This window comes from Halomonas kalidii, assembly GCF_030010475.1.
GTDB lineage: Bacteria > Pseudomonadota > Gammaproteobacteria > Pseudomonadales > Halomonadaceae > Halomonas > Halomonas heilongjiangensis.
Genome location: NZ_JASCQN010000034.1, coordinates 35,527 through 58,472, shown reverse-complemented (window position 1 = coordinate 58,472; position 22,946 = coordinate 35,527). Strand labels below are relative to the sequence as shown.

Genomic DNA, 22,946 nt, shown 5'->3' with positions numbered 1-22,946 from the left:
TGCACCACTAGCAGCTTGAACCACTCGTCGTATCGATTGCTCATAGAAACACCCCGAGGGTTGGATTAGGTGTCCAACTTTCGGGGTGCAGTTCAGTATCTGCCCGGGGCGCTTTCGGTTATGTTGACGCGAGCGTCAATCCACCCCATCCACCGCCAAGGAGCCTGCCGATGACCGTGATGACCGCCGCCGCCATCGAGGACTTCCTCGACGAGGTCTTTCCCCAGCGCGCCGGGACCATCGAGGGGGTCGGCCACATGCGGGCCACCATGAGCCTGGCGATCGAGGACGAGCACCTGCGCCCCGGTGCCAGCGTCTCCGGTCCCACCCTGATGGGACTGGCCGATGTCTGCCTCTACGTGGCGATCCTCGCCCAGATCGGCCCGGAGCCCATGGCCGTGACCAGCGACCTGCACTGCCGTTTCCTGCGCCGCCCGCGGGGTGACCGCGACGTCATCGCCAACGCCAGCATCGTCAAGCTGGGCAACCGCCTGGCGGTGGGGGAGGTGCAGCTCTTCTCCGCCGGCGACGAGCGGCCGGTGGCCCTGGTCACCGCCACCTATGTATTGCCGGACGGCGACTGAGCGCGCAGCACGCACCCGGCAAGCGCCAGCCAGCCGGCGATCATCAGCACGCCGCCCAGCGGGGTGATCATCCCCAGGCCGCGTACCCCGGAGAGCGCCATGGCGTAGAGCGAGCCCGAGAAGAGCAGGGTGCCGGCCGCCCAGAGCCCCATGGCCAGACGCTGGCCCGCCAGGGGGGTGCTGGCCCGCCAGGCCAGCACCGCCAGCAGTGCCAGGGTATGCCAGGCCTGGTAGCGCACCCCGGTCTCGAAGGCCGCCGCCAGGCGCGGGGCGAGTTGCCCTTCCAGGGCATGGGCGCCGAAGGCCCCGGCCATCACCACCAGGGCGCCCGAGAGCGCGCCTGCGAACCACCACCCCCTGTCCTGCATGGGCGAGCCTCCCGGCCTCTTGCGAATGGGTGCGAATCGCTGCCTACCGTACCCCGGCCGGCCCGACTCCGCTACAATGGTGGCCCCGCGAATCCCCCGATCACGAAGAGAGGACGCCATGCGGATTCAGCTCAATGGCGAAGCGCGCACCCTGACGCCCGACCTCACGGTCGCCGAGCTGGTCGAGTCCCTGGGACTTGCCGGCCGGCGCATCGCCGTGGAGGTCAACGAGGAGATCGTGCCGAAGAGCGAGCACGGCGAGATCCGGCTGGCCGAGGGCGACCGGGTCGAGGTCGTCCACGCCATCGGCGGCGGCTAGTCGCCGGGCCCCCGGCTGTCGGGCATTCCACGGGTATACAGGAGCAGAGCATGAGTGACTTTTTCCAGGACCAGCCGCTGAGCATCGCCGGGCGCGAGTTCGCCTCCCGCCTGCTGGTCGGTACCGGCAAGTACAAGGACTTCGACGAGACGGCCGAGGCGATCGCCGCCAGCGGTGCCGAGGTGGTGACCTTCGCGGTGCGTCGCACCAACCTGGGGCAGGAGGCCGGTGAGCCCAACCTGCTCGACGCCGTCCCCCCGGAGCGTTTCACCCTGCTGCCCAATACCGCCGGCTGCTACACGGCCAAGGACGCGGTGCGCACCTGCCGGCTGGCCCGGGAGCTGCTCGACGGCCACAAGCTGGTCAAGCTCGAGGTGCTGGGCGACGACTCGACCCTCTATCCCAACGTGGTCGAAACCCTGTCGGCCGCCGAGACGTTGATCGCCGATGGCTTCGACGTCATGGTCTACACCAGCGACGACCCCATCGTCGCCCGGGAGCTCGAGCGCCTCGGCTGCTGTGCCATCATGCCGCTGGGCTCGCTGATCGGCTCCGGTCACGGCATCCAGAACCCGCACAACATCCGCCTGATCATCGAGCAGGCCGGCGTGCCGGTGCTGGTGGATGCCGGCATCGGCACCGCCTCCGACGCGGCCATGGCCATGGAGCTCGGCTGCGATGGCGTGCTGATGAACTCCGCCATCGCCCATGCCCGCCAGCCGGTGCTGATGGCCAGCGCCATGAGGAAGGCGGTGGAGGCCGGCCGCCAGGCCTTCCTGGCGGGGCGCATGCCGCGCCGCCAGAGCGCCGACCCGTCCTCGCCCTTCGCCGGCCGCATCAACGGCTGAGCCACCCGCAACCCGTGCCCCAGAGAGTCCCACTCGATTCCATGAACGATCCGCAACACGACGCGCCCGTCTCGACCACCGGCCCGGAAGGGCCCGACGCCCCGCTGCACCGCCGCGGCATCAAGAGCTATGTGCTGCGCGCCGGCCGGATGACCCAGGCCCAGACCCGTGGCCTGGAGGAGGTCTGGCCGCGGCTGGGCCTGACGCTGGCGGACGGCCGGCAGGACCTCGAGGTGCTGTTCGGCCGCCGGGCGCCACGGGTGCTGGAGATCGGCTTCGGCATGGGGGCCTCGCTGGTCGAGCAGGCCGAGACCCACCCGGAGACCGACTTCATCGGGATCGAGGTGCATGCCCCCGGGGTCGGCAAGCTGCTCGACGAGGCCGACAAGCGCGGCCTGACCAACCTTCGGGTCTACCGCGAGGATGCCCTGGCGGTGCTCGAGCAGTGCCTGCCGGAGGCGAGCCTCGATACCCTGCAGCTGTTCTTCCCCGACCCCTGGCCGAAGAAGAAGCACCACAAGCGACGCATCGTCCAGCCCGCCTTCGTCGAGCTGGTGCGCACCCGGCTAAAGCCCGGTGGCATCTTCCACCTGGCCACCGACTGGCAGGCCTACGCCGAGTGGATGGCCGAGGTCATGGCCGCGGCGCCGGGCTATCGCAATGTGGCAGCTCCGGACACGGCGCCCTATGTGCCGCGACCGGCGTTTCGCCCGCTGACCAAGTTCGAGGCCCGTGGCGAGCGCCTCGGTCATGGTGTCTGGGACCTGATGTATCGACGCAGCGAATAGCCAGGCCGACACCGGCGATGGCAATGCCAATGATGCCCTGCTCCCCCCGGCATGCAGTGCCGCGGCCGGCCTGATCGGGCAACATGCGCCGAACAAAAAAACGCCACCCGGGTGGGTGGCGGCAAGACCGTGACTAGCAATGAGAGGGAGAAACCATGGCAGGAGACTGGCGGACCCTGCCCTGGCCGTGGCGCCTCATCAACGCCACACCTGCAAAGGTAATCATTCTCATTTGGCTCGTCAACACAAATGCGAATATTTTTTGTTTAAGCCCTGTCGCTAGCCGACGAGCCGCAGCCACAAGGGCAGCGTCACCATGGCCAACAGGGTCTGACCGGTGATCAGCGCCGCCATCAGTTCGGCGTCGCCCCCCAATTGGCGGGCCAGGATATAGGCCGAGGTGGCGGTGGGCAGGGCGGCGAACAGCAGGGCCACGTCGCGGCTCACCGGGTCGAGTCGCAAGACCAGGGCGAGCCCCAGCACCAGGGTCGGCATCAGCACCAGCTTGATCAGGTTGGTGGCCCAGACACCGCGATCCAGGCGGATCAGGGCGGCGGGTCGCAGTGCCACGCCCACCGCCACCAGGCCCAGTGGCAGGGCGGCGCGGCCAAGCAGTTCCACGGTGGCGCCGCTCCAGCCGGGCAGGCCGATGCCGCTGAGGTTGAGGCCGATGCCGATCAGGCAGCCGAGGATCAGCGGGTTACGTACCAGCGCGGCCAGGCTGCGGCCCAGGCTGGAGCGGCCCAGGGTGCCGGCGGCGATGAAGCTGGCCACGCAGAGCACATTGACCACCGGCACCATCAGTGCCACGGCCACCGCGGCCACGGTGGCCCCGGCACCGCCATGAAGCGCCGCGGCGCCGGCCACGCCGACATAGGTGTTGAAGCGCAGGGCGCCCTGGAAGGCCGAAGTGAAGGCCGGTGACTCGAGCCGCAGCCGGTCCCGAACGAGCCACAACAGGGCGCCGAACAGGCCCATGGCGCCGAGCAGGGCCAGCGCCAGCCGGGCGACCGGTACCTGGCTCACGTCGGCGGTGGCCAGGGTCGAGATCAGCATGGCGGGAAACAGCAGGAAGTAGATCAGCCTTTCCAGCCGTGGCCAGAAGTCGCCACCGGGCTGTCGGGTCCAACCCAGCACGGCTCCCAGCAGGATCAGCAGGAACAGCGGCCCCAGCGCACTTGCCACTCCCTCCATGAACGCCTCCCTCGTCGTGCCGCCCTGCGACATCCTTGCACAGTCCACTCAGGGCAAATGCTGATAAGCTTACCCGCATCCTGCCCCCTTTGGAGTGCTTCTTTCGCCGCCATGCCCCACCGCCCCCCGATCGAAACCGGTGTCTCGCGTTCCCCGCTGCTGCGCCTGCTGATGCTGGTGACACTGGGGGTCATCGCCGTGGCGCTCTGGTACCTGACCAGCTACAGTCTTCGCGGTGGCGGCGAGGTGCGCTGGGTTGCCCCCGAGGCCCCTTGTGACTTGCATGTCGGCGCCTGCGCGGCGACCCTTGATCGGGGCGTAAGCCTCACGCTCGAGGCCGACGTTGCCGGGCGGATCCGGGCGCTGGAGCCCCTGCCCCTGGTCGTGACCCTCGAGGGCCTCGCGGCCGAAGCGGCGCGGGTCGAGTTCGTCGGCCGCGACATGGACATGGGGCTGCATCGCTTCCCGCTCACCCGTGGAGCCGATGGCGTCTTCCGCGGCGAGGGTCAGGTGACGATCTGTACCGAGTCGGTCATGCCGTGGCGGGCCCGGGTGGTAGTGGAAACCGCCCGGGGAAGCCTGGGGAGCTGGTTCGATTTCGATGTGGAGCGACACACACCATGAAGCGACAGGGGATCTGGACAGGGCTGGCCGTGATCGTGCTGATCATGGCCCTCGGCGGTTATGCCTGGTACCAGCAGCAGGTGGCCCGTGGCACGGGCCACGGGGCACAGGGCGGCCCGGTGGAGCTCTCCTCGACCCAAGGCGACTTCTCTCTCTCCCGGCTCGACGACGATCAACTGGCGATCCTCTTCTTCGGGTACACCTACTGCCCCGACGTCTGTCCCATGAGCATGGCAGTGGTGCGCCAGGCGCTGGCCGAGCTCGACGACGAAAGCCGCGAGCGGGTGGTGCCGGTGTTGATCTCGGTGGACCCCGAGCGCGATACCCTGGAGCGGTTGGCCGAGTACACCGACTATTTCGGCGATGCCTTCATCGGTGCCACCGGCAGTGAGGCGCAGCTCGAGGAGATCGCCGAGCGCTACGGCGTGGTCTGGCGGCGCGTGGAGACGCCGGAGTCGGCGATGGAGTACACCATCGACCACAGCTCGTCGCTCTACCTGGTCGACCGGGAGGGGCGAATCCAGAAGCGAGTGCTCTATTCGCCCGCCCCCCATGCGCTGATCTCGGCGCTGGAGAGCGAGCTGGAGGGCTGACGCCGGGTGCTAGTCACGCCTCCGGGGATTGTGCCAGACGATCGATCATGCCCATCAGGGCCCGTGTCTGGGTGCCCTCGCGGGTGTCGTGCAGCGGGTTCAGCTGCCAGGTGCTCTCGGCGAACCCCCACCAGTCCCAGCAGCCCTGTGGATTGGCCAGGCTGGTATCCGCCTGGGGGTACAGGATCACGCGACGATTGGTGGCCGCCCACTCGTTGAGCCCGCTGTGGCGCACGAAGGCGTCGTCGATCTGTCCGGCGCCCATGGCGCAGCCGTGCAGCGCGACGGTCAGCCCGCAGCCTCCGGCCTCGCACCCCTCGGGCACGAACAGATAGCCCGCTTCGTCGAATCCCTTGCCGTCGAGGAAGGGGGCCTGGGTAAAGCGCGTCAGGTGGTCGCGGGGGGCCGTTTCGGCCGGCGGGTCGAGTGCGCCATGCAGCCAGCCCAATGCCTCGCCGGCGATGTCCAGGCCACAGGCCAGCAGGTGGGTACCGCCCCCGGCACGGCAGCCGGCAAGGACATCGACGGGGGCCTCCTCTCGGGCTGCCACGGGCCAGCCGTGGCCGACATCCTCGCTCTCGATCAGCCGGAGCTGCTCCTCGGGGCTCTCCAGCCAGCCCTGCATCTGCTCGGCCAGGGCACGGCCCAGGGCCGGCGACACCGTATCGTCCTCGGTGCCATGCCAGATGAACACCCGCAGTCGCGCCAGTGCCTGGGGGTCGCCCACCAGGCCGCCCTCCAGATAGCCGCGGTGGCGGTTGGCCAGTTCGTCCAGCTCCGGGGCGCCCAGCCGCGTTGTCATGCATTGCCCGAGCGCGAGACTCAAGGCCCCCTGGGCGCAGGACCAGGGGCCGGCGGCCAGCACGGCGAGGCCGGCGAAGCGCTCCGGCCAGGCCACCGCCAACTGGGTGGCCATGTAGCCGCCGGAGGAGATGCCGACCAGGCTGACGTCATCGGCGGCGATGCCCAGCCGAGGCAGTTCGGGGAGCCGCTCGGTGGCCGCAAGGGGGGCCGCCAGCCCTGTCAGAACGAGGCCGGCGGCGACAGAGGCAAGGAGGTTCATGGTCAGTCGGCGTCAACGCCGAGCAGCTCGACCTTGAAGATCAGCGTCTCGTGAGGGCCGATGGGGCCCTGGCCCCGGGGGCCATAGGCCAGCTCGGCGGGGATGACGATCTCCCAGGTATCGCCGACACTCATCAACTGCAACGCCTCCTGCCAGCCCTCGATCACCTGGCCGACCTGGAAGCTGACCGGCTCGCCGCGCTCGTAGGAGCTGTCGAAGACGGTACCGTCGATCAGGGTGCCCTCGTAGTGCACCTCGACGGTGGACTCGGGGCCAGGGGAGTCGCCATCGCCGGATTCCAGCACCTTGTACTGCAGGCCGGACTCCGTGACTTCGACATCCTCATCCTCGGCGTTGGTGGCCAGGAAGGCTTCGCCGTCGGCGCGGTTGGCTTCGGCCAGCTGCTCGGCCTCGGCCTCGCGGGCGGCCATGGCCTCCTGCTGGAAGCGCATCAGGGCCTCGGCCATCTCCTCGTCGCTCATGGCCAGTTCGCCGCCTTCGAAGACGTCGCGGATGGCCTGGGTGAAGGCGTCGATGTTCAGGTCCTCGACGTCCTGCTGGATGCTCTGGCCGAGGGTCACGCCCAGGCTGTAGCCGAGGCGCTCGTCGTCGGTTTCCGGTGTCGCCAGTGCCAGGGGGGCGGCGCCCAGGAGGGCGGTCAGGGAGGCGGTGGTCAGCAGTCTCTTCATCAGCAAGCCTTGTGGTCCGGGCGCCGCGGCGCCAGTGCATGGAAACCATGGGACTGTAACAGGGCCGGGCCGGTTCCGCACCAGAGACCGGCGCGGTGCGGGAAGCCGGCCCGGGAGGCGGGAGCTGTCAGACGACCAGCGTGGGGCAGTGGGCGGAGCCCGCGACCCGCTGGGCCACGCTGCCCAGCAGCATGCTCTTCTCGCCGTTGGTGCCCTGGGAGCCGATCACGATCAGGTCGCACTCGCGCTTGCGCGCGAAGCGCACGATGGTGCGCGAAGGGCGGCCGCCCTTGACGAAGGCGCGCAGCTTGGTCGGCTCGGCCCCCAGCGCCAGGGCTTCGCCCTTGGCGTGCACGGCGATCTCGGTGGCGTACTCCTTGAGGGCATCGTCGGGAATGTCCAGCTTGTCGGGCCGGACCATGGAGAGCGAGGCCTCCAGCAGGCTGTGGTGCTTGAAGACGCAGAGGATGTAGAGTTCGGCGCCGGTCAGCATCTGCAGCCCCACGGCCTTCTCCAGGGCCTTCAGCGCCCCCTTCGAGCCGTCCACCGGTATCAGTATCCGATTGAACATCGTCACCTTCTCCTGAGGTTAGTGGATCTGGACAGTGGATCAGCGGAATGCCAGGTCACGCAGGAACAGCGCGATCTGCGGGAAGATGATGATGAGAGCGGCCGCCAGCACCAGCATGAAGACGAAGGGGGGCGTGCCGCGGATCACCTCCCAGTAGGGTCGCTTGAAGATGGCGATGGCGGTGAAGATGTCGCAGCCGAAGGGCGGGGTCGCCGAGCCGATCGCCACCTGCAGGGTGATCAGCACGCCCACCAGCACCGGATCGAGCCCGGAGGCGGCGATGGCCGGGGCGAAGATCGGCGTCAGCACCAGGATCACCACGATGGGGTCGACGAACATGCAGGCGACGAAGAAGGCCACCGAGATGGCGACCAGCACGCCGATCGGCCCGGCCTCGTTGATGCCGAAGGCGGCAAGGAGCGTCTGCGGGATCTGGGCGAAGGAGATGATCCACGAGAAGCCGTTGCCCACCGCCACCAGGATGAACACCACCGCAGTGATCAGGCCGGTCGACTTGGCGATGGTGTAGATGTGGTGCAGCTTCAGCGAGCGGAAGACCACGAACTCGAGCAGCACCGCATAGAGCACACAGGCCGCCGCGGCCTCGGTGGGGCTGAAGACACCGCCGTAGATGCCGCCGACGATCAGCACCGGGAAACCTAGCGGCCAGAGGGCGTCGCGTACCGACAGGGCCCTCTCCTTCCAGCTTGAACGGGGCTCGGTGGGCACGTCCTTGACGATGGCGTAGGTTACGCAGTAGACCGAGAACATGGCCAGGATCAGCAGGCCCGGGCCGATGCCGGCGATGAACAGCTCGCCGATGGAGGTACCGGAGATGACCCCGTAGATGATCATGCCGATGCTCGGCGGGATCAGGAAGGCGATGTCGCTGGAGTTGATGATCAGCGCCAGGGTGAAGGGGTCCTTGTAGCCGGCCTTGAGCATGCGGGGCCGCAGCGGCGAGCCGACCGCTACCACCGTGGCCTGGGTCGAGCCCGAGACCGCACCGAACAGGGTGCAGGAGGCCGCGGTGCTGACCGCCAGCCCGCCCTTCACGTGGCCGACGAAGGCCATGACCATGTTGATCAGGCGGTTGGCCGACTGGCCGCGGGTCATGATGTCGGCGGCCAGGATGAACAACGGCACGGCGATCAGCGCCGTGGGGCGGATGCCGCCCATCAGCTGCTGGATCAGGGTTTCCATCTGGCCGGTACCGCCGAAGGTCATGTAGAAACCGACGAAGGCCGCGGTGGCCAGGGGGATCATCATCGGGAAGCCCAGCAGCAGCAGCACGATCATGATGGAGACGATGATGGTTGTCATGGGGTATTCCTCGCGTGCCCTGCGTCAGACTTCCGTTTCCGTGTCCTTGTAGCCATCGACCACATGGGTCGACAGGTAGACGTCACGGGAGGTGAGGTTCTTGATGGCGGTCAGCAGGTACTGGATGCCGGTGATGGCGAAGCCCACCGGGACCCAGACGTACATGATCCATACCGGGATGCTCAGCGACGGCAGCACTCGACCGCGGCCGTAGAGGGTGATGATGTAGCCGATCGAGTAGTAGCAGAGCACGAACATCACCAGGGCGGTGAACAGGCAGATGAAGATCATCAGCCAGCGGCGCCCGCCGGTGGGCAGGGCATCGTAGATCGCCGACATGCGGATGTGTCGCCCATGGCGCGCCGCATAGCCGATGCCGGCGAAGGTCACCATCACGATCAGGATGCGGTTGACTTCCTCGGAGAAGTGCAGGCTCTCGCCGAACACGAAGCGGCCGATGACGTTGGCGATGGTATTGATCGCCATGAGGATAATCCCCATGGCCAGGATCACCGCCTCGATCTTGCTGATCCAGGTATCGATCGGCCCCAGCGGACCGGGCAGCGTCGACCGGTAGTTCTTTTCGGATTCTTCTTCAGTCATGTGACCAGACTCCTGAGGGTTTTCCCCGAGAGAAGGGGGGTCGCCTTGCTCGTTCTCAAGGGTACGCAACGGGTGGCCGGACCCCGTGCCGGCTCTTCAACGCTGATTGGCCGGGGCTCAACGCCAAGGGGGCAGCCGGACGGCTGCCCCCTTGGCGTGCTTGCGGCGGAGCGGCCCTGAGGCTTACTCGCCGTTCACGGCTTCCAGGTCGGCCTTGAACTGGTCGAGCAGTTCCTGGCCACGTTCGCCGGTCATCTCGATGAACTCCTCCTCGACCTGCGGGGCACGTTCACGGAAGGCCTGGATCTCCTCCTCGGTCAGGCGCGTCACGGTGACCTCGTCGGAGGCCTCCTGGATCTTGGCCAGGGACTCCTCGGACAGGCCCTGGATGTGCTCGATGGTGTGGTCGTAGGCAGCATCGGACGCATCACGCACCAGCTGCTGGTCTTCCTCGGAGAGGCCGTCGAAGAAGTCCTGGTTGGCCATCATGGCGGTGGTGAACCAGCCGTGGCCGGTGAACACCAGGTGCGGGGAGACCTCGTAGAGGCCGCCCGATTCGATCCAGAAGATCGGGTTCTCCTGGCCCTGGATGATGTTGGTCTGCAGGCCACCGTAGACCTCGCCCCAGGGCAGTGGCGTCGGGCTGGCACCGAAGGCCCGATAGGTGGCGGCGAGCAGCGGGTTGGTCATGGTGCGGATGTTCTTGCCGCGCAGGTCTTCCGGGGTGCGGATCGGCTCGTCGACGGTGATGACCATCTCGCCTTCCGGATACATCTTCAGCAGTTCGAGCCCCTGTTCGGCGTAGAGCTCGGGGAACATCTCGTTGATGGCCTTGCTCTCGTCGAAGAACTCGAGGACGGTCGCTTCATCGGTCGGCAGCAGGTAGGGGATGAAGAAGATCTGCGCCTCGGGGATCAGCGCGCCGGTGAAACCCGGTGACTGGTTGACGAACTGCAGGATGCCGGCCTGGGTCTGCTCCATGAGGTCATCCGACTCGCCGAGCTCGCCGAAGCGATAGACCTGCACGGTATGGTCGGAGTTTTCCTCGATATGCTCCTTGAAGGCGAGCGCAAACACGTCCTGAACGTCACCTTCGAATTCCTCATGGGCATAGCGCCAGTCGGCGGAATGGGCCGCGGCGGACATGCCGAACAGCAGCGCGCCGACAGTGGCCGTGGTCAACAGCTTGGTTGCCTTCATTCTTGTGTTCCCCTCGCAGGTTGGACTGGTCAAGATCGGGTGATATTGCCAGGTAACGAGCAGGTAAAAATCCTGCACGGTTAGTTTCAGGCTAGCGTGGGGTCCGGGAGGGGTCAAGCGAGCTTTCTAGCCTTTGCAGGGCAGAAAGATGCGATTTTTTCTGTAGTTGCAGGCAGCCAGCGAGATGTTCTTTCAACCCCGGACGGGCCGACGGAAGTGGTGCCGGGTGGCAGTCGGCGGTGAGAGCCTCCAGGCGGTCGAGCGTCTCCCGCTCGGCCTCGAGCTCGGCCCGCTGGAGCGTACGGCGCAGGTCGGCGACAGCGGGGCGAGTCGCCGCCTCGGCCTTCAGGGTGCGGCGCAGCCGACGCAGCGGCGCGGTGATCTGCTGCTGCCAGTGGCGGATCTCGGCCAGGCCGGTGGGCGTGTCGGTCGGCTGGACCCCGTGGTGGAACAGCCAGCAGCGCCACAGCAGTTCGCAGACGTCCAGCCCGGCGTCATCCTGCAGGTGCAGGCAGGCGGCCTCGACCCCTTCCCGGGCATAGAGCGTCAGGGCGAAGTCCCAGAGCGGATTGGCGATGAGCCTGGCCCGCAGAGCGGGCGGCAATTCGGTAGAATCGGGGGTCATCCATCGGCTGCCGTCGTATCGCGGCGGCAGTCTCACGTCCTGTCGAGTGGAGCCAGCATGATCGCACTGCGCCAAGTTTCCCTGCAACGCGGCACCCAGCGACTGTTCGAGGAGGCCGACCTGACCCTGCATGCGGGGCACAAGGCGGGGATCGTCGGGCCCAACGGCGCCGGCAAGTCGAGCCTGTTCGGCCTGCTGCTGGGCCAGCTGACACCGGATGCCGGCCAGGTGGAGATGAGCGGCGGCCAGCGCATCGCCCACATGGCCCAGGAGGTGGAGGCGCTGGAGCGCCCCATCGTCGACTATGTGCTCGACGGCGATCACGAGCTGCGGCGTGCCGAGGCCGCCCTGGCGATGGCCCACGAGCACGACGATGCCCATCGCGAGGCCGAGCTCCACGGCACCATCGAGGCCCTGGATGGCTACAGCGCCCCGTCCCGGGCGGCCCAGCTGCTGGTGGGGCTGGGCTTCGCCCAGGCCGATCTCGAGCGGCCGCTGGCGGACTTCTCCGGGGGGTGGCGCATGCGCGTCAACCTGGCCCGTACCCTGTTCATGCCCTCCGACCTGCTGCTGCTCGACGAGCCCACCAACCACCTGGACCTCGATGCCCTGCTGTGGCTCGAGCAATGGCTGGTGCGCTACCCGGGCACCCTGCTGCTGATCTCCCACGACCGCGATTTCCTGGACGCGGTGTGTGACCATATCGTGCACTTCGACCGCCAGCGGCTCGTGCTCTACCGCGGCAACTACTCCACCTTCGAGCGCACCCGGGCCGAGAAGCTGGCGCTGCAGCAGGCCGAGGCGGCCAAACAGCAGGCTCGCCGCGAGGAGATCGAACGCTTCGTGGCGCGCTTCCGGGCCAAGGCGACCAAGGCGCGCCAGGCCCAGAGCCGGTTGAAGATGCTCGAACGCATGGGCGACATCGCCGTGGCCCATGCCGACTCGCCCTTCCACTTCACCCTGCCGGCGGCCGACAAGACCTCCCACCCGCTGCTGGTGCTCGACGAGGCGCGGCTCGGCTACCGTGACGCGGCCGGGCAGGAAAGCGTACAGCTCGACAAGGTAAGGCTGACCCTGCTGCCGGGCCAGCGCATCGGCCTGCTGGGCCCCAACGGCGCCGGCAAGTCGACCCTGATCAAGTCGCTCACCGGCGAGCTGCCGTTGCTCGCCGGCAAGCGGGTGCCAGGCGAGCACCTGGCCATCGGCTACTTCGCCCAGCATCAGCTCGAGGGGCTCGACCTCTCCTCGACGCCCTTCATGCATGTGCAGCGGTTGTCGCCGAAGGCGAGCGAGCAGGCGATCCGCAACTTCCTCGGCGGCTTCGGCTTCCAGGGCGACGATGCCTTCGCCCGGGTCGGCAGCTTCTCCGGTGGCGAGAAGGCGCGCCTGGCGCTGGCCCTGGTGGCCTGGCAGAAGCCCAACCTGCTGCTGCTCGACGAGCCGACCAACCACCTGGACCTGGAGATGCGCGAGGCGCTCACCGAGGCCCTGGCGAGCTTCGAGGGCACGGTGATCATCGTCTCCCACGACCGCCACCTGCTGCGCGCCACGGTGGACGAGTTCTGGCGGGTCGCCGACCACCACGTCGAACCCTTCGACGGCGACCTGGAGGACTATCGCGCCTGGCTCAAGGCCCGTCTCGAGGGCGAACGGCGCGAGGCGCGCAACGACAAGGTCGAGCGCCAGGCGGAGAGCGCGGAACCGAAGGAGGATCGCAAGGCGGCCCGGCGAGCCGCCGCCGAGCTGCGCGAGCAGCTGCGTCCGCTCAAGCGCGAGCGCGACCGGACAGAGAAGGCGATGGAGAAGGTCCAGGCCGAGCTCGCCATCGTGGAGGAGACGCTGGGCGATGCCGAGCTCTATACCGACGCCGCCCGCAAGGAGGAGCTGACCGAGACCCTGGCCCGCCAGGGCCAGCTCAAGTCGCGGCTGGACGACCTCGAGGCAGAATGGCTGGCGGCCGAGGAAGCGCTGGAAAGTGCCGAGCGCCAGGCTGCAAGTGCAGGATAATGAAGTGTTGGTCCTTGAGTGAGCGGCGCCGGGGATAGGCCGAAGAGGAGGTCATTCGCCATGGATGGCGAATGTAGCGCCCAGGGAGGGGTTCACTGCGCCTCCTCGTAGGCCTGTCGCCGGGCAAGCCGCGGGCTTGGTGCGCGCCGGAGCCGGCCGGGTGCTTCCAGCTTCCAGCTTTCAGCTCTCCAGCAGAAAGGTCACCGGCCCGTCGTTGACCAGTGCGACCTGCATGTTGGCGGCGAACTCGCCGCTCGCGACCTTCGGCCAGGCCTCGCGGGCGCGGTCGAGCAGGTAGTGGAAGAGGCGTTCGCCCTCGGCGGGCGGCGCGGCGCTGGAGAAACCGGGCCTGAGCCCCTTGCCGGTATCGGCGGCCAGGGTGAACTGGGAGACCAGCAGCAGGCCCCCCTCGACCTGCTGCAGGTTGAGGTTCATGCGGCCGTCGTCATCGCCGAACACCCGGTAGTGCAGCAGCTTGTGCAGCAGCCGGTCGGCGGCGGTCTCGTCGTCGCCCCTCTCGACCCCCACCAGGGCCAGCAGGCCCTGGCCGATGGCGCCGACCTCCCGGCCTTCCACCTCCACGCTGGCGCGCCGTACGCGCTGAATCAGGGCTTTCATCCGACGAGCGGCCTCCTGCCTGGGAATCAGGCCGGGAAGGATAGCACGACGGTGGCTACCAGGCGCGGCAGAGCATGATGTCGCAGTGGGGCTCGGCCAGCAGCTGCTCGGTGATCTGGCTCTGGCGGCCCAGCTGGCCGCGGCTGCCCAGCGCCAGCAGGTCCGGCGGCTGGCGGCGCAGACGGGTCATCAGCACCTCGAGGGGGTCGCCCTGCTCCAGCACCAGTTCCAGCTCCGGGACGTCGTCGAGCTCGCTCATCAACTGCTCGGTCTCGCGCTCGAGCTGGGTGCGCAACCGCGCCACTTCCCGGTCGCGCCAGCGAGCGTAGTCGCTGTCGGAACCGAGCTCGCGTTCGCCGGGGATGTCCCAGGCATGCAGCAGGGTGAGGCGGGCGTCGGGGAAGCGCTTGAGGGTCTCGCGCAGGGTATGGCGCGAGGTTAGCGAGAAGTCCACCGGGACCAGGATATCCTGCCACTCCTGGGTGGCCAGATGGCTCACCGAGAGCACCGGGCAGGGGGCGCTGCGCAGCACCCGCGCCAGGGTGGTGCCGACGACGAGGTCCGGCTGGCCGCGCTTGCGGTGGGCGCCGAGGATGATCATGTCCACTTCGCGCTCGTGGGCCTCGCGGATGATCTCGGCATAGGCCGACCCGGCCACCGTCTGGATCAGCATCTTCGGCTCGGGCAGGGCATAGTCCTCGCGGATGTCGGTGAGGATGGCCTTCATGTCGGCGACCACCGCTTCCTCCAGATCGTGCAGCACCCGGTGCGGCAGATAGGGATCGAGCACATGGATCACGTCGAGGCGGGCGCCATGCTCCACCGCCAGGCGGACAGCGCGGGCATAGGCGGCACGGTTCTCGGCGGAAAGATCGCAGGCGAACAGCAGGGTCTGGGTCATGACGCATCCCTCCGGTGCATGAAGGCGCCGGGCGGTGTTCCCGGCGGGTCGGACCTTCAGAATGGGTGGGGCTCGGCCGGGCTGCAAGCCGAATCGGCCGCCGCGTGTTTCACCACCAGGCGTGGAAGTGGTGCACCGGGCCGTGGCCCCGCCCCACCGCGAGGCGGTAGCTCTCGCCCAGCGCGGTGGCGAGCCAGGCCTTGGCGGCGGCCACGGCGTCGGGCAGCGCATCGCCCAGCGCCAGGCGGGTGGCGATCGCCGAGGAGAGGGTGCAGCCGGTACCGTGGAGGTTGCCGGTAGCGATGCGCGGACCCTCCAGCCAGTGAGTGGCGTCGGACGTGATCAGCAGGTCCGGGCAGGCATCGCCGGCCAGGTGGCCGCCCTTGAGCAGCACCGCGCCGGCGCCGAGCGCGCGCAGCCCGGGGGCGAGTGCCGCCATGGCCGCTCGGTCGTGGGGCTCCGCGCAGTCGAGCAGCACGGCGGCCTCCGGCAGGTTGGGCGTGACCAGGTCGGCCAGCGGCACCAGCACCTCGCGTACCGCACGGATGCCGGCGTCGTCGACCAGCACGTCGCCGCTCTTGGCCACCATCACCGGGTCGAGCACGATCCAGCGCGGGCGACGGCGCTCGAGAAGGGTGCCCAGGGTCTCGGCCACCTCGCGGCTCGCCACCATGCCGATCTTCACGGCGTCGATCTCGACGTCATCGAGCAGGGTGGACAGCTGTCGGGCGATGAAGTCCGCGGGTACCGGGTGCACGCCGGTGACGCCGCGGGTGTTCTGGGCGGTCAGGGCGGTGATCACGCTGGTACCATAGGCGCCCAGCGCCGAGAAGGTCTTGAGGTCGGCCTGGATGCCGGCGCCGCCGCTGGGATCGGAGCCGGCGATGGTCAGCACATTGGGGATGGGTCGAGGGAGCGTCATGGCGTCATCGTATCGCAAGGGAGTGTCGGTTGCTCGGGGGGCGGCATGCTGAGCCTGTTCGTGGTCGCCCTGGTCAGCGCCACCCTGCTGCCCGGCGGCTCCGAGGTATGGCTGGCCCGGCTCTGGTGCCTGGGCGAGCCGGCGCCGATGCTCTGGGCGGTGGCCACCGCCGGCAACACCCTGGGCAGCCTGATCAACGTGTGGCTGGGTCGCTACGCCCGGCGCTTCCAGGATCGCCGCTGGTTTCCCGCCTCGCGGGAGGGGCTGGCCCGGGCCGAGCGCTGGTACTTCCGCTTCGGCGAGTGGAGCCTGCTGGCCTCCTGGGCGCCGGTGGTCGGCGATCCGCTCACCGTGCTGGCCGGCATCTTCCGGCTGCCCTGGTGGCGGGCCATCCTGCTGATCTCCCTGGCTAAGGGAACCCGCTATGCCCTCGTGCTCTACCTGGCGCAGAGCTGGCTGGCGCCGCTCTGTCAGTAACGTGCCGGGGCCGATGAGCGGCCCTGGCCGTCACAGGACCGAAGGCAGCCAGGTGGCGATGCCCGGGAACAGCGCCAGCACCAGCAGCATGGTCAGCTGCAGCACGATGAACGGGATCACCCCGCGGTAGATCGCCGAGGTCGGCACTGATTCCGGCGTCACGCCGCGCAGGTAGAAGAGCGCGAAGCCGAACGGTGGCGTGAGGAAGGAGGTCTGCAGGTTCACCGCGATCATGATGCCGAGCCAGATCGGGTCGAGGCCCATGGTCAGCAGCACTGGGCCGACGATCGGCACCACCACGAAGGTGATCTCGATGAAGTCGAGGATGAAGCCGAGCAGGAAGATCACCAGCATCACCACCAGGGTGGCGCCGACCACGCCGCCGGGCAGCGACTCGAACAGCTCGATGACCAGTTCCTCGCCGCCGAAGGCGCGGAACACCAGCGAGAACAGGGTGGCGCCGATCAGGATCAGGAACACCATGCTGGTGACCTGGGTGGTGGAGTACACCACCTCGCGCAGCATCGGCCGGCTCAGCCGGCGGTTGGCCAGGGCCAGCAGGAAGGCGCCGGTGGCACCCACCGCCGAGGCCTCGGTGGGCGTGGCGAAGCCGCCGAGGATCGAGCCCAGCACGGCGACGATCAGCAGCACCGGCGGGATCAGCCCCTTGATCAGCAACGGCCAGAGGCTGCCGCTGTGCCCCAGGTCCTGCATCAGCGCCTGGCGGTCGGCCGGCGGCGCCGTCTCCGGTTTCAGCCAGGCGATGATCATCACATAGCCGATATAGGCCGCCACCAGCAGCAGGCCGGGCCCCAGGGCGCCGATGAACAGGTCGCCCACCGAGAGGGTCTTGGGGCTCCACACCCCCATGGCCAACTGGGCCTGCTGGTAGGCATTGGAAAGCACGTCGCCGAGCAGCACCAGGGCGATGGACGGAGGGATGATCTGTCCCAGGGTGCCGGTGGCGCAGATGGTGCCGGTGGCTAGCGCCGGCGAGTAGCCGCGCTTGAGCATGGTCGGTAGCGACAACAGGCCCATGGTCACCACGGTGGCGCCGACGATGCCGGTGGAGGCCGCCAGCAGCATGCCGACCAGCACCACGGCGATGCCGAGCCCGCCGCGCAGTGCGCCGAAGGCCAGGGCCATGGCATCGAGCAGGGTCTCGGCGACCCGCGACTTCTCCAGCAGCACGCCCATCAGCACGAACAGCGGCACGGCCAGCAGCGTCTGGTTGGTCATGATGCCGTAGAGCCGGTTGGGCATGGCACTCAGGTAACGCGCCTCGAAGGGCACCGGGACGCCCATCTGCGTCAGTGCATAACCGAGGCCGGCGAAGATCAGCGCGGTGCCGGCCAGCGACAGGGCCACCGGATAGCCCAGCATCAGCACGCCGCAGACCGCGGCGAACAGCACCAGCGGCATGAGTTCGAGGAGGGAGGCAAGCACTAGAGGGCCTCCTCGTGGCTGGGGGGGTGGCCCGGCAGGCGGCCGCGCAGGATCAGCACCTGACGGATCACCTGGGCGATGGCCTGGATCAGCAGCAACGCCACCATCACCAGGATCAGGCTCTTGAGCAGGAAGACGGCGGGGATGCCGCCATCCGACGAGCGCTCGAGGATCGCCCAGCTGCTCGTCACGTAGCCGAGGCTCACGAGGGCGATGAACACCAGCACCGGTATCAGCAGGACGAGGGTGCCGCCGAGGTCGATCCAGGCGCGGCCGCGGGCAGACAGCTTGCGGTAGAAGATGTCCACGCGCACATGGCCGTCGTTGCGCAGGGTCCAGGCGGCGGCCAGCATGAAGACCATGGCATGCATGTACATCACCGATTCCTGCATCACGATGCTGTGGATGCCGAAGACGTAGCGCATGACCACGATGGCGAACTGCACCACCATCATGACGATGACCAGCCAGGCGATGCTACGCCCGATCAGGTCGGTGAAGGCGTCGAGCCGTGCGAGCAGGGCCGGTTCGCGTTTCGCGGGATTCATGGGCGCTCTCGTGATGAAGGAAAACCGGAGGCGCATCATCGCCGATTCGGTGCCGACCGTCATCCCCGTGCCATCAACGCGTCCGTTTCAGCGATTTTCTCATGGCCGTCAGGCAGGCCGGTGGCAGGCGGACGTCCACGGCGATCGGCAGATGGTCGGAGAAGAGGTGGTCGAGCACCCGCACCTCGCCGGCCTCCAGCGAGTCGGAGAGCAGGATGTGGTCGAGTGCCCGGCGCGGCTGCCACGAGGGGTAGCTGAGCAGCGGGCGCACCGGGTGCAGCGGCAGCGAGGCACGGAAGCGGTCGTGGGTGTGCAGCTGTTCCGGGGTGCAGTTGAGGTCGCCCATCACCACCACGTGGCGCAGCGGCTGGATGATCTCGCTCAGGTAGTCGAGCTGTCGCACCCGGCCGCGATGGCTCAGGGCCAGGTGGGCAACGAACAGGTGCAGGGCGTCGGGGCCCTCGCCATAGCGGGCATGGATGGCACCGCGGCCGGGCAGGGTGCCCGGCAGGCGATACTCCTCGATACGAGCCGGCGCCAGGCGCGACAGCAAGCCGTTGCTGTGCTGGGCGATGCGGCCCAGGTTGCGGTTGAGCTGCTGGAAGTGGTGCGGAAAGCCGGCCCGGGTCGCCAGGTACTCCACCTGGTTGACCTGGCTCGAGCGGAAGCTGCCACCGTCGACCTCCTGGAGGCCGACGATGTCGAAGCGACCGATCACCTCGCTCATCATGTCCAGGCGCCGCATGCGCTTGGGGTGTGGCAGCAGGTGCTGCCAGCTGCGGGTCAGGTAGTGATGGTAGGCGGAGGTCTGGATGCCCACCTGTAGGTTGAAGGTGAGCAGCTTCAGGTGGCCGCCGTCGAGCAACGGTATCCGGGCGTCGGCCAGCTGAGGCATGTCAGTCCGCGCGCTCCTCACGAACCTTCTCCACCAGGGCGTCGGCGATCTGCGGCATGTTGTCGAGGCTGCCGGCGCTGCTGGGGGTCACCAGGTAGCGGCCATCGACGATCAGGGCGGGAACGCCCATCAGGCGCATGGCGCGCATGCGGGCGTGGGCCTGGTTGACCTGGCTCTTCACGCCGAAGGACGTCAGGGCCTCGCGCGCCTCCTCCTCGCTGACCCCGTAATCGCTGAAGAAGGCGGCGATGTCGTCGGCTTCGGTGAGCTGGCGACCCCCCTCGTGGATGGCGTCGAAGAAGTCATCGTGCACCGCGTCGAGAATGCCCAGCTCCTGGGCGGCATAGAAGGCCATGGCATGCTGGTTCCAGTCGCCGCCCATGGTGGCAGGCAGGCGCTGGAAGACGACGTCCTCGGGCTGCTCGGCGACCCAGGCGTTGAGCGGATCCTCGAGGTTGTAGCAGTGCGGACAGCCGTACCAGAAGGCCTCGGTGACCTCGATCTGGCCGTCGTCGACGCGGGTCTCGACCGCTTCGGGGAGCACCTCGTAGTGCTGGCCTTCCACCAGGGTGGCGGCCGAGGCCAGGGTCGACAGGCCGAGGCCTGCCAGGGCAACCATCAGGGTCTTGAACATCGGGGGTATCTCTCCTTGGATGAGCCGGTGCCGCTGCCGGGCATGTTCGCTGGCTTTGAGCCCGAATCGCTGCCGGGGTTCCCGGCGAGGTTCGCCGCCGGAGACGACAAGGGCGGCCACGAGCCGCCCTTGCGTGAGGACATGCCGGTGGCCTTCAGTGCAGGCCGATCACGTAGTTGGCCACGGCCTGCATGTCGGCATCGCTCATCTTGGCGGCGATATCGCGCATGATGTTGGCGGGGTCGTTGGCACGCTCGCCGGCGGCGAAGGCCTGCAGGGTGGCGACGGTATAATCGGTATGCTGGCCGGAGAGGGCCGGATAGCCGGCGCTGCCGATGCCGTTGCCGGTCGGGGTATGGCAGGCGGCGCAGGCCGGGATGCCCTTGGACACGTCACCGGCACGGTAGAGTTCGCGGCCGCGGGCGACCAGTTCCTCGTCCGGGTCGGCCTGGCCGAGGCTGGCGTCCTGGTCGGCGAAATAGGCGGCCACGTCCCAGGCGTCCTGGTCGGAGAAGTCGTCGACCTGGCCGGCCATCTGCGCCACCTGACGGTTGCCGTCACGGATGTCCATGATCTGCTTGGCCAGGTAGGAGGCCTGCTGGCCGGCCAGGTTGGGGAAGCTGCCGGAGGGGCTGGTGCCCTCCTGGCCGTGACAGGCGGCGCAGGATTGGGCCTTCTCGCGGCCGGCCGCTGCGTCTGCGTCGGCTTGCAGGTCCGCGTGGGCGGCGCCCACGGCACCCATGGTGATTGCCAGGCTTGCCAGTAACTTTCTCATCGCTGTTCCACTATGCCGTTACGTTGTTGACCGGTACGTACCCTGGGTGCCGCCCGGATCGCGAAAACCTGCCAGGGCCGGGTCATGCGGCGGCTCGGCGGCCTGGCGGTTCGCGGACGTCGAGGGCGCGGTGGTACACTAGCGTGCCCCGGGTCGCAGACAGAAGACACTGCATTATAACGAAACACCCCGGCCGCGGGAATGCAAGCCGCGCCCCTGCCACCCCCGACCATCGTCAGGACCAGCCCGTCATGTCGCGACTCAACGATTCGCCCAACCTTCGTCTCAACTACCAGACCGCCTGTTTCCTCACCAGCGCCCCGACGCTGGCGGCCTGCCCGCCCGACAGCGGCGCCGAGGTGGCCTTCGCCGGGCGCTCCAACGCCGGCAAGTCCAGCGCGATCAATGCCCTGACCCGCCAGAAGGCCCTGGCGCGCACCTCCAAGACCCCGGGGCGTACCCAGTTGATCAACTTCTTCACCCTGGGCGACGACACCGAGCGCCGCCTGGTCGACCTGCCCGGCTACGGGTTCGCCAAGGTGCCGGAGTCGGTCAAGCTGGAGTGGCAGCGGCATCTCTCCGACTACCTGCAGCGCCGTGGTTCGCTGCGTGGCCTGGTGCTGGTGATGGATGTGCGTCACCCGCTCTCGGAGTTCGACCAGACCCTGCTCGGCTGGGCCGACGACAAGGAGATGCCGGTGCATATCCTGCTGACCAAGGCCGACAAGCTGAAGTCGGGGGCGGCGAAAGGGGCATTGCATCAGGTGCGAAGCCGGCTGCGCGAATGGGAGGACCTGGTGAGCATCCAGCTGTTCTCGTCGCTCAAGGGCCAGGGCATCGAGGAGGTGCACCAGTGCCTCGACCGGTGGCTGCTGGGTGACGACGCCTGAGGCGGCCGTCAGGCGGTGAGGCGGGCGGCCAGGTAACCCGCGCCGATCAGCGCCAGCGTCAGCACCACCAGCCCCACGAAGGCGCCCTGCCAGGCCGGTGTGGCGGCGCGCAGGTTGAGGTAGACCATCAGCAGCCGCTGGGCCTTGAAGCCGGTGGCGGCCAGCACCAGGCCCGCCGACCACAGCGGCAGCGCCTGCCAGTCGCCCTGGTCCAGGCGCGCCGAGACCATCGAGATCACCGTCAGGGCCATCAGGATGGCCCAGGTCGCGAGCAGGCGGCGGGTGCCGGGATGGGCGGTCATGATCACCTCTGCGGTCATCGGTCGGTTGCCGTCATCTGAGCAGATAGACGAGCGGATAGAGCAGGATCCAGATCAGGTCGACCAGGTGCCAGAAGGCGGCGGCGGTTTCCACGTTGTCCAGCGAGGTGCGCCAGCTCACCAGCGCCAGCAGCCCCAGGCCGAACAGCACATGGGCGAAGTGGAAGGCGGTGAGCCCGTAGTAGAAGCCGAAGAAGGTGTTGGTCTCCGGCGTCAGGCCGGCGGCCAGCTTGTCGGCGTACTCGACGACCTTGATCACGCAGAACCCCACCCCCAGCCCCATGGAAGCCGAGAGCCACTGGCGGGCGCGGCGGATCCGCTCGGCACTCGTCGCCTCCACGGCCAGGGCCACGCAGAGCCCGCTGGTCAGCAGCACCAGGGTGTTGAGCCCGCCCATCAGCGGGTCGAGCTCGCGCTGGGAGGCATCGAAGAGCGCCGTGTCGGCGGCGCGTTGCCAGGCGTAGAGCGCGAAGAAGGCGGTGAAGACCAGCAGTTCGCTGAGGATCAGCACCCACATCAGCGGGTTGCCGGGCAGTGCCGAGAGGGGCCCCCAGCCGGGGTTGGGCAACGCGCGGCTGCTCATCCGTCCGCCAGGGTCACCCGGGCACCGCCGAAGGCCAGGCTGCGCGGGTTGTCGACCGGGCGGTTGGCGGTCAGCCGGGCGATGCCCACTCCACAGCGGCCCACCATCCAGATCAGGCAGGCGGTGAAGTAGAGGTAGCCGAGCGCCCAGGGAGCCAGGGCGGGCAGGCCGAGCACGCCAAGCAGCTGCCAGGCCGCCACGAACAGGCCGCCGCCCAGTACGCCCAGCCAGAAGGTGCGGATCTGGAACTGCAGGTGGGAGGCGACCCAGCCTTCGGCATGGCGCCTAGCCAGGTGGGCGATCAGCACGCCCAGCGGCGCCGTGACCACCGCCAGGATGCTGCCCAGGAAGAGCATGTAGACGACGATGGCCGTGCCGCGACCGCGGTCGGCCTTGCTGCCCTGGGCGGGGGCGAGAGAGGAGAGGGCTGCGGACATGATGGTGACCTCGCATCCGAGGGTCGGCCGTCCCCGTCGTGAGATGCCGACCTGATTCATGTATTTGAAATGCTACTATAGCGCGAGATGCACCACTATTT

At 68.3% G+C, this 22,946-nt stretch carries 29 protein-coding genes; 9 read left to right on the top strand and 20 right to left on the bottom strand.

Features of this window, described 5'->3' with window-relative positions:
• The first annotated feature begins 170 nt into the window (after window positions 1–170).
• A complete protein-coding gene (locus tag QLQ85_RS10255; RefSeq protein ID WP_102629005.1) occupies window positions 171–584 on the top strand; it encodes a PaaI family thioesterase in 414 nt (137 codons plus the stop codon).
• On the opposite strand, the gene QLQ85_RS10250 is transcribed toward QLQ85_RS10255, so the two are convergent.
• Window positions 560–952, bottom strand: coding sequence for a DUF423 domain-containing protein (locus tag QLQ85_RS10250; protein ID WP_282738906.1), 393 nt, complete (start codon window positions 950–952; stop codon window positions 560–562). The two genes, QLQ85_RS10255 and QLQ85_RS10250, sit on opposite strands and share 25 nt — an antisense overlap.
• Before the next feature lie 118 nt (window positions 953–1,070).
• On the opposite strand from QLQ85_RS10250, the gene thiS reads away from it, so the two are divergent.
• The 3 genes from thiS to trmB are packed head-to-tail and all read left to right on the top strand — an operon-like array spanning window position 1,071 to window position 2,907.
• Window positions 1,071–1,271: a sulfur carrier protein ThiS gene (gene thiS, locus QLQ85_RS10245; RefSeq protein WP_102629007.1), complete on the top strand. Its 201-nt coding sequence runs from the start codon at window positions 1,071–1,073 to the stop codon at window positions 1,269–1,271.
• A gap of 50 nt (window positions 1,272–1,321) precedes the next feature.
• Complete coding sequence (locus QLQ85_RS10240) at window positions 1,322–2,119, top strand: thiazole synthase (RefSeq protein ID WP_282738905.1); 798 nt, start codon at window positions 1,322–1,324, stop codon at window positions 2,117–2,119.
• 41 nt (window positions 2,120–2,160) lie between these two features.
• On the top strand, window positions 2,161–2,907 hold the full coding sequence (gene trmB / locus QLQ85_RS10235; protein WP_282738904.1) for a tRNA (guanosine(46)-N7)-methyltransferase TrmB: 747 nt from the start codon (window positions 2,161–2,163) through the stop codon (window positions 2,905–2,907).
• A 279-nt stretch (window positions 2,908–3,186) separates the two neighbouring features.
• Here trmB and QLQ85_RS10230 read toward each other — a convergent pair whose 3' ends face one another.
• The gene (locus QLQ85_RS10230; protein ID WP_282720120.1) at window positions 3,187–4,101 is read right to left on the bottom strand and encodes an AEC family transporter; all 915 of its coding nucleotides are present in this window, start codon (window positions 4,099–4,101) and stop codon (window positions 3,187–3,189) included.
• 111 nt (window positions 4,102–4,212) lie between these two features.
• On the opposite strand from QLQ85_RS10230, the gene QLQ85_RS10225 reads away from it, so the two are divergent.
• Together QLQ85_RS10225 and QLQ85_RS10220 are read left to right on the top strand one after the other, a co-directional pair.
• Window positions 4,213–4,725: a hypothetical protein gene (locus tag QLQ85_RS10225; protein ID WP_282738903.1), complete on the top strand. Its 513-nt coding sequence runs from the start codon at window positions 4,213–4,215 to the stop codon at window positions 4,723–4,725.
• Window positions 4,722–5,318 carry an SCO family protein gene (locus tag QLQ85_RS10220; protein WP_282738902.1) on the top strand — a complete coding sequence of 199 codons (597 nt, stop codon included), beginning with the start codon at window positions 4,722–4,724 and terminating at the stop codon, window positions 5,316–5,318. The genes QLQ85_RS10225 and QLQ85_RS10220 overlap by 4 nt, the downstream gene beginning before the upstream one ends.
• A 13-nt stretch (window positions 5,319–5,331) precedes the next feature.
• Here the strand turns inward: QLQ85_RS10220 and QLQ85_RS10215 are convergent, their stop codons facing one another.
• From QLQ85_RS10215 to QLQ85_RS10185, 7 genes are all read right to left on the bottom strand, one after another.
• Window positions 5,332–6,381 carry an alpha/beta hydrolase family protein gene (locus QLQ85_RS10215; RefSeq protein WP_282738901.1) on the bottom strand — a complete coding sequence of 350 codons (1,050 nt, stop codon included), beginning with the start codon at window positions 6,379–6,381 and terminating at the stop codon, window positions 5,332–5,334.
• Between the two features lie 2 nt (window positions 6,382–6,383).
• Window positions 6,384–7,070: an FKBP-type peptidyl-prolyl cis-trans isomerase gene (locus QLQ85_RS10210; RefSeq protein ID WP_282738900.1), complete on the bottom strand. Its 687-nt coding sequence runs from the start codon at window positions 7,068–7,070 to the stop codon at window positions 6,384–6,386.
• A 127-nt stretch (window positions 7,071–7,197) separates the two neighbouring features.
• A complete protein-coding gene (locus QLQ85_RS10205) occupies window positions 7,198–7,641 on the bottom strand; it encodes a universal stress protein (protein WP_282720115.1) in 444 nt (147 codons plus the stop codon).
• A gap of 39 nt (window positions 7,642–7,680) precedes the next feature.
• Entirely contained in the window at window positions 7,681–8,964 is a 1,284-nt protein-coding gene (locus QLQ85_RS10200; RefSeq protein WP_282738899.1) for a TRAP transporter large permease, read from the bottom strand.
• Window positions 8,965–8,988: 24 nt separating this feature from the next.
• The gene (locus tag QLQ85_RS10195) at window positions 8,989–9,567 is read right to left on the bottom strand and encodes a TRAP transporter small permease (protein ID WP_282738898.1); all 579 of its coding nucleotides are present in this window, start codon (window positions 9,565–9,567) and stop codon (window positions 8,989–8,991) included.
• 183 nt (window positions 9,568–9,750) lie between these two features.
• A complete protein-coding gene (locus tag QLQ85_RS10190) occupies window positions 9,751–10,767 on the bottom strand; it encodes a TRAP transporter substrate-binding protein (protein WP_282738897.1) in 1,017 nt (338 codons plus the stop codon).
• 91 nt (window positions 10,768–10,858) lie between these two features.
• Window positions 10,859–11,392, bottom strand: coding sequence for a TIGR02444 family protein (locus QLQ85_RS10185; protein WP_282738896.1), 534 nt, complete (start codon window positions 11,390–11,392; stop codon window positions 10,859–10,861).
• A 57-nt stretch (window positions 11,393–11,449) separates the two neighbouring features.
• Here QLQ85_RS10185 and QLQ85_RS10180 point away from each other — a divergent pair, with 57 nt between their 5' ends.
• On the top strand, window positions 11,450–13,399 hold the full coding sequence (locus QLQ85_RS10180) for an ABC-F family ATP-binding cassette domain-containing protein (RefSeq protein ID WP_282738895.1): 1,950 nt from the start codon (window positions 11,450–11,452) through the stop codon (window positions 13,397–13,399).
• Window positions 13,400–13,579: 180 nt separating this feature from the next.
• On the opposite strand, the gene dtd is transcribed toward QLQ85_RS10180, so the two are convergent.
• The 3 genes from dtd to thiD form a co-directional block, all read right to left on the bottom strand.
• Complete coding sequence (dtd, locus tag QLQ85_RS10175; protein ID WP_282738894.1) at window positions 13,580–14,017, bottom strand: D-aminoacyl-tRNA deacylase; 438 nt, start codon at window positions 14,015–14,017, stop codon at window positions 13,580–13,582.
• 55 nt (window positions 14,018–14,072) lie between these two features.
• Window positions 14,073–14,918 carry a universal stress protein gene (locus QLQ85_RS10170; protein WP_282738893.1) on the bottom strand — a complete coding sequence of 282 codons (846 nt, stop codon included), beginning with the start codon at window positions 14,916–14,918 and terminating at the stop codon, window positions 14,073–14,075.
• Between the two features lie 109 nt (window positions 14,919–15,027).
• Window positions 15,028–15,840 carry a bifunctional hydroxymethylpyrimidine kinase/phosphomethylpyrimidine kinase gene (gene thiD, locus QLQ85_RS10165; protein WP_282738892.1) on the bottom strand — a complete coding sequence of 271 codons (813 nt, stop codon included), beginning with the start codon at window positions 15,838–15,840 and terminating at the stop codon, window positions 15,028–15,030.
• Window positions 15,841–15,885: 45 nt separating this feature from the next.
• On the opposite strand from thiD, the gene QLQ85_RS10160 reads away from it, so the two are divergent.
• Window positions 15,886–16,317: a YqaA family protein gene (locus tag QLQ85_RS10160; RefSeq protein ID WP_282738891.1), complete on the top strand. Its 432-nt coding sequence runs from the start codon at window positions 15,886–15,888 to the stop codon at window positions 16,315–16,317.
• Between the two features lie 30 nt (window positions 16,318–16,347).
• Here QLQ85_RS10160 and QLQ85_RS10155 read toward each other — a convergent pair whose 3' ends face one another.
• The 5 genes from QLQ85_RS10155 to QLQ85_RS10135 form a co-directional block, all read right to left on the bottom strand.
• On the bottom strand, window positions 16,348–17,763 hold the full coding sequence (locus QLQ85_RS10155; RefSeq protein ID WP_282738890.1) for a TRAP transporter large permease: 1,416 nt from the start codon (window positions 17,761–17,763) through the stop codon (window positions 16,348–16,350).
• On the bottom strand, window positions 17,763–18,311 hold the full coding sequence (locus tag QLQ85_RS10150; RefSeq protein ID WP_282738889.1) for a TRAP transporter small permease subunit: 549 nt from the start codon (window positions 18,309–18,311) through the stop codon (window positions 17,763–17,765). The genes QLQ85_RS10155 and QLQ85_RS10150 overlap by 1 nt, the downstream gene beginning before the upstream one ends.
• A gap of 73 nt (window positions 18,312–18,384) precedes the next feature.
• Window positions 18,385–19,206 carry an endonuclease/exonuclease/phosphatase family protein gene (locus QLQ85_RS10145; RefSeq protein WP_282738888.1) on the bottom strand — a complete coding sequence of 274 codons (822 nt, stop codon included), beginning with the start codon at window positions 19,204–19,206 and terminating at the stop codon, window positions 18,385–18,387.
• A gap of 1 nt (window position 19,207) precedes the next feature.
• Window positions 19,208–19,840 carry a thiol:disulfide interchange protein DsbA/DsbL gene (locus QLQ85_RS10140; protein WP_282738887.1) on the bottom strand — a complete coding sequence of 211 codons (633 nt, stop codon included), beginning with the start codon at window positions 19,838–19,840 and terminating at the stop codon, window positions 19,208–19,210.
• Between the two features lie 154 nt (window positions 19,841–19,994).
• Window positions 19,995–20,615, bottom strand: coding sequence for a c-type cytochrome (locus tag QLQ85_RS10135; RefSeq protein WP_282738886.1), 621 nt, complete (start codon window positions 20,613–20,615; stop codon window positions 19,995–19,997).
• Between the two features lie 251 nt (window positions 20,616–20,866).
• Here QLQ85_RS10135 and yihA point away from each other — a divergent pair, with 251 nt between their 5' ends.
• A complete protein-coding gene (gene yihA, locus QLQ85_RS10130) occupies window positions 20,867–21,505 on the top strand; it encodes a ribosome biogenesis GTP-binding protein YihA/YsxC (RefSeq protein WP_282738885.1) in 639 nt (212 codons plus the stop codon).
• Window positions 21,506–21,513: 8 nt separating this feature from the next.
• On the opposite strand, the gene QLQ85_RS10125 is transcribed toward yihA, so the two are convergent.
• From QLQ85_RS10125 to QLQ85_RS10115, 3 genes are read right to left on the bottom strand one after another with little or no spacing between them, the layout of a single operon-like run.
• Window positions 21,514–21,807 (bottom strand): cytochrome C oxidase subunit IV family protein, encoded by a 294-nt coding sequence (locus QLQ85_RS10125; RefSeq protein ID WP_282738884.1) that lies wholly within the window; start codon window positions 21,805–21,807, stop codon window positions 21,514–21,516.
• Between the two features lie 31 nt (window positions 21,808–21,838).
• On the bottom strand, window positions 21,839–22,408 hold the full coding sequence (locus QLQ85_RS10120) for a cytochrome c oxidase subunit 3 family protein (protein ID WP_282738883.1): 570 nt from the start codon (window positions 22,406–22,408) through the stop codon (window positions 21,839–21,841).
• Window positions 22,405–22,845, bottom strand: coding sequence for a DUF4870 family protein (locus tag QLQ85_RS10115; RefSeq protein ID WP_282738882.1), 441 nt, complete (start codon window positions 22,843–22,845; stop codon window positions 22,405–22,407). The genes QLQ85_RS10120 and QLQ85_RS10115 overlap by 4 nt, the downstream gene beginning before the upstream one ends.
• Window positions 22,846–22,946 lie beyond the last annotated feature (101 nt).